The sequence below is a fragment of the Streptomyces apricus genome, from assembly GCF_008369065.1.
GTDB classification, from domain to species: domain Bacteria; phylum Actinomycetota; class Actinomycetes; order Streptomycetales; family Streptomycetaceae; genus Streptomyces; species Streptomyces apricus.
Genome location: NZ_VDFC01000113.1, coordinates 1 through 4748, shown reverse-complemented (window position 1 = coordinate 4748; position 4748 = coordinate 1). Strand labels below are relative to the sequence as shown.

Here is a 4748-nt window from a genome sequence, read left to right as displayed (position 1 = left end):
GCCGGACAGGGGCGGGGCGCCGGCCAGTCGCTCCTGCCAGAACGCGTCCTGGCCGGCGAGCTCCCCGGACAGGACGCGCTCCCGCTGGGCGCGCGCGTGGTCGGCGTACTGGATCGGCAGCGGCGGCAGCGGCGAGGGGTGCCCGTGCAGCAACGCGGGGTACAGGTCGCTGAGTTCACGCATCATCACGTTCATGGACCGGCCGTCGAAGACCGTGTGGTGCATCGTCAGCAGCAGGACGTGGTGGTCGGCCGCCAGGGCGACGAGGCGGCCCCGGGTGAGGGGGCCGCGCGCCAGGTCGAAGGGGGCCGAGGCCTCCCGCAGCCGCAGTTCGTCGAGGTGCGCCCCCGCGTCCGGCAGCTCCGTGAGGTCGTCCGCCGTGAGGGCGAAGCCGGTCTCCGGCGGATCGACGTGCTGGTGGACCTCCCCGTCCACGGCCACGAGCCGGGTGCGCAGGGTCTGGTGCCGGACGACGAGCGCGTCGAGGGCGCGGCGCAGGACGGCCGCGTCGAGCGGACCGCGGATCGTGAAGGCGATGGACTCGTTGTACGCCTCGTTGCCGCCCGGGAGCTGGGCGAGGAACCACAGGCGCTGCTGCGCGAAGGAGGCCGGGACGTGGGGGGTCTGCTGCACGGACAAGACTGGTTCTTCCCGTCGTCAGGATTACTGGTTCCGAGAGTCACGGTGAGGGCTCGGCCGCCCGCGCGTCGGCGCGCCGGGGCTGCTCTACGCCCGGATACGGGGCGGAGCTGCGGAGGAGTGGGCGGATCGGGGAGGCGATGAAGAAAGTGAACGGAATTCAGGAATTACGGGGGACGCCCGGAGGGCATGCGGTCCGGGAGTTCGGCGCTTCATTGCGACAACGTTGCCAGCGGATAACGGCGGCATGGTCACACCTTCGTCGTACGGCATCCTGGCCACCGGCTTTCTGGCTCGTGGCGTCCCGCGGGGGCGGCGACGTCGTCCGGCGGGTGCATCGATCGGGAACACCTGGACACATGGCGATAATTGATCAGCGGACCAGACCCTGTCAACGGTCTCCTGGCCGGGGGCTGCTATCGGCGGGAACGCCCGTATGTGACTGATTTCTCGGTAAGTAAGGGTGTTAAGGGATGCAAAGAACGCGCGTTTTCCGAAGGCGCCGGAAGGGCGTCCCGAATTCGGGAAAGAGGAGTCGGCGGCCTACTCACCGGATAAGCCGCGCCCTCCGTTCCACAAACCTTTCCGGCGCCTTTTTGCTGAGACTTGACGAAAGAGGAGCGCTTGCTTCCGCAACACCGGCGCGGGTCACCGGCCCTCCAGCGCGGCCAGCGCCTCGCCCACCGCGGCGGCGCGCGGCGACCCCAGGGCGTCGTAGCGGGCGAGGGCGTCCTGCCAGTGCGTACGGGCCGACGCCAGGTCGCCGAGGGTCTGGTGGATGCGGGCCAGCCCGATGTGGGCGCGCGCCTGCTCCTCCTTCTCCTCGATCTCGGTGGCCAGGGCGAGGGCCGAGCGGTGGGCCGTGGCGGCTTCGTCCTGGCGGCCCGAACCGTGCAGGGCCTCGCCCAGGCCGTTGAGGCTGCCGGCCTCGCCGTAGCGCTCCCCGGTCCGCTGGAACAGGGCCAGGGCCGCCCGCTGGTGGGTGGCCGCCTGTTCGTGGTGGCCCAGCCGGTGGTGGGCGTCGCCGAGGTTGCTCAGCGCGTGCGCCTCACCGCCGCGGTGGCCCAGCCGCCGGAAGAGGGCGAGGGCCTGCTCGAAGTGGCCGGCCGCGGTCGCGTGCCGGTCGAGCCGGGACAGGACGATGCCGAGGTTGCCCAGGGCGCTGGCCTCGCCGAAGTCGTGGCCGATCGCGCGGTAGAGGGTGAGCGCCTGCCGGTGCTGGACGGCGGCGGTCTCGTAGTCGTCGAGCAGCTCGTGCACGATGCCGAGGTTGTTGAGCGCGTCGGCCTCGCCGCCCACGTCGCCCGCCTTGCGGAAGAGGACGACGGCCTCCCCGTGGCGCTCGGCGGCCTCGCGGTACTGCCCCCGCAGTTCGTGCAGGACACCGAGGTTGGTGAGGTTGCGGGCCTCCAGCACCGGCAGCCCCATCTCGCGGCAGAGGTCGAGCGCCCGCGTGTGGTGCCCGACCGCCTCGTCGTAGCGGGCCAGCCGCCGGTGCATCGTGCCGAGGCAGGTGTGCACCTCGGCCTCCGCCTGCCGGTCCTGCGCGGCACGGGCGGCCCGCAGGGCGTTGCCGTGCACGACGAGCGCGTCGGTGAACAGGCCGCGGCTGTCGAAGTGCCGGTGCAGGGKGGTGGCGAGCCCGACGGCGTACCGCGCGCGGCCGCGCGCTGCCTCGGCCGCCGTGACGGCCGACAGCACGCGGTGCTCGGCGGCCAGCCACGCCTGCGCGTCGGCCGTGGTGGAGAAGGGCGGCAGCTCGGTGTCGGGGGCCTCGACCCGGGGCCGCAGGTGGCTCTCGGCCGGCAGCAGCACGTCCATGGCGGCGCAGGCCGCCGCCAGGTAGTGGGTCAGCAGGCGGACCGACGCGGCCTCGCGGTCGGCCGCCCCGTCGTGCCGCTCCGCCTGCCAGGCCGCGTACACCCGCAGCAGGTCGTGCATGCCGTACCGGCCGTCGCGGGTGGGCTGGATCAGATGGCTGCGGGCGAGCAGTTCCAGGTCCGCCCGGGTGTCGGCGACGGGGCGTCCGCACAGGGCCGCCGCCGCGTACGCGTCCACATCGGGTCCCGGGTGCAGCCCGAGCAGCCGGAAGGTGGTGGCGGCGCCGGCCGGGAGGCGGTCGTACGACCAGGAGAAGACGGCGCGCACGGCCGCGCGTGGGTCGTCGTCGGAGTCCAGCAGCTCCAACCGCCCCCGCCGGTCCTCCAGTTCGGCGGTGAGGGTGCTCAAGGGGGAGTCGGGGCGGGAGAGGGCCAGCTCCGCGGCGATGCGCAGGGCGAGGGGCAGGCGCCCGCACTGCTCGGCCAGGACGGCCGCGGCCCCGGGCTCGGCCGCGGCCCGGGGGCCGATGAGCCTGCTCAGCAGCCGTACCGCGTCGTCGATCGGGAGCACGTCCAGGACGAGCCGGTGCGCGCCGTGCAGGGACACCAGCGAGCTGAGGGTGTCCCTGCTCGTCACCACGGTCCGGCACAGGCCCGCGCCCGGCAGCAGCGGGCGCACCTGCTCGCTTGAGGAGGCGTTGTCGAGCACGACGAGCATGCGGCGCCCGCTCAGCTCGGTGCGGTAGCGGGCGGACCGGTCGTCCGGCCGCAGCGGGATCTCGGCGCCGGGCACGCCGAGGGCCACCAGGAAGCCGGTGAGGACGTCGGCGGCGGACACCGGTTCGTCCGTGTCGTAGCCGCGCAGGTCCGCGTACAGCTGGCCGTCCGGGAACCGCTCGCGCATCCGGTGCGACCAGTGGACCGCGAGGGCCGTCTTGCCGACGCCCGCGGTGCCGGACACCGCGGAGACCACGACCGTGGTGGTGGGGTCGGCCTCGTCCCCGGCGGTCTCGTCCCCGGAGGTCTTGTCGCCGGCGGTCGCGAGCAGATGCCCCGACAGCTCGTCCAGCTGCGCCTCGCGACCCGTGAAAGCCCTGACGTCGAAAGGCAGTTGGGCGGGGCCGGCGGGTCTGGAGGGTGACGTCCCGGTGGCGCCCGGGCCCGGTCCTGGGCCGGTGCCGGTGGTGGACGCGGGGCGTTCGCGCAGGGCCTCCTCGTACGCCGCGCGCAGTTCCGCCCCCGGAAGGGCGCCCAGTTCGTGGGCCAGCCGCCGGCGCACCTCGGTGTAGTGGTCGAGGGCCTCGGCCGTCCGGCCCGTGCCCGTCAGGGACTTGATGAGCAGGGCGGCGAGGGGTTCCGCCAGTGGGTACTCGTCCGCCAGTGACCGCATCCGGCCGATCGCCTGCGAGGTGTGTCCCGCCGACCGCTCGGCGCGGGCCCACAGGAGGGCGGCCTCCAGCCGCTCGTTGAGCCAGGCGGTCCTGGTGCGCTCCGCCCAGGAGCCCGGCAGGTCGGCCAGTGGGGCGCCCCGCCACAGGTCCAGGGCCTCCCGCAGGAGCAGTCCGCCGTCGGGATCGCCGGGGCGCAGGGCGCGGGCCCGGGCCACCAGGGTGCGGAACCGCAGCAGGTCGACGCTGTCGTCCGCGGCCTTCAGGAGGTAGCCGCCCGACACGCGCAGCAACTGCAGCGGGGGGTGCTCCGCCGTGCTGTCCCCGTGCCGCGCCGCCTCCTCCAGGACCCGCCGGATCCGGCTTACGTGGGAGTACAGGGTCGAACGGGCCGAGTCGGGCGGGGTCTCGTCCCACACCCGGTCCACCAGGTCGCCCACGGTCAGCAGCCGCCCCGAGTTGGCCGCGAGCGCCGCCAGCACCACGCGCCGTCGCGGCTGCCCCAGCTCGATGGGGCGACCACCGGCCCACAGTTCCAGCGGGCCCAGTAATCGAAGATCCACGTCCCCACCCACGCTCGACCGCTCCCCGTGCCCCAACTCCCGAACCAGGTCCAGGATTTCACACATGGGGGACTTGTGGTGGCGCGACGGAGATCGTCACGGAAGCGCCGACAAGGTTTTCGCAAGGTTCCTCCCGCAGTCTTTGGACAGCCAGTCGGCCGGCTCGGTGGGTCGTTCCCCCTTCACACCGGGCCGGTCGGCTGCAAGGACGGCAGGGCCCGTCGCGGAGTCACGTCCGCCCGCATGTCTTCGCCCGCCGCCGCTGTACGGGGGTCAGCGGCGGCGGAGCGAGGTCGTGACGCCGGGACGGGCCCAGCCGGCTCCCCACGGGTGACGCC

General features: G+C 73.8%; 2 protein-coding genes. Both read right to left on the bottom strand.

What is annotated here, in order from left to right; translation table 11 throughout:
* Positions 1-633: condensation domain-containing protein (locus FGF04_RS38125; protein ID WP_235882724.1), on the bottom strand; the 633-nt coding region annotated here is incomplete at its 3' end.
* 654 nt (positions 634-1287) lie between these two features.
* The gene (locus FGF04_RS38120; protein ID WP_235882723.1) at positions 1288-4422 is read right to left on the bottom strand and encodes an AfsR/SARP family transcriptional regulator; all 3135 of its coding nucleotides are present in this window, start codon (positions 4420-4422) and stop codon (positions 1288-1290) included.
* Positions 4423-4748: the final 326 nt, after the last annotated feature.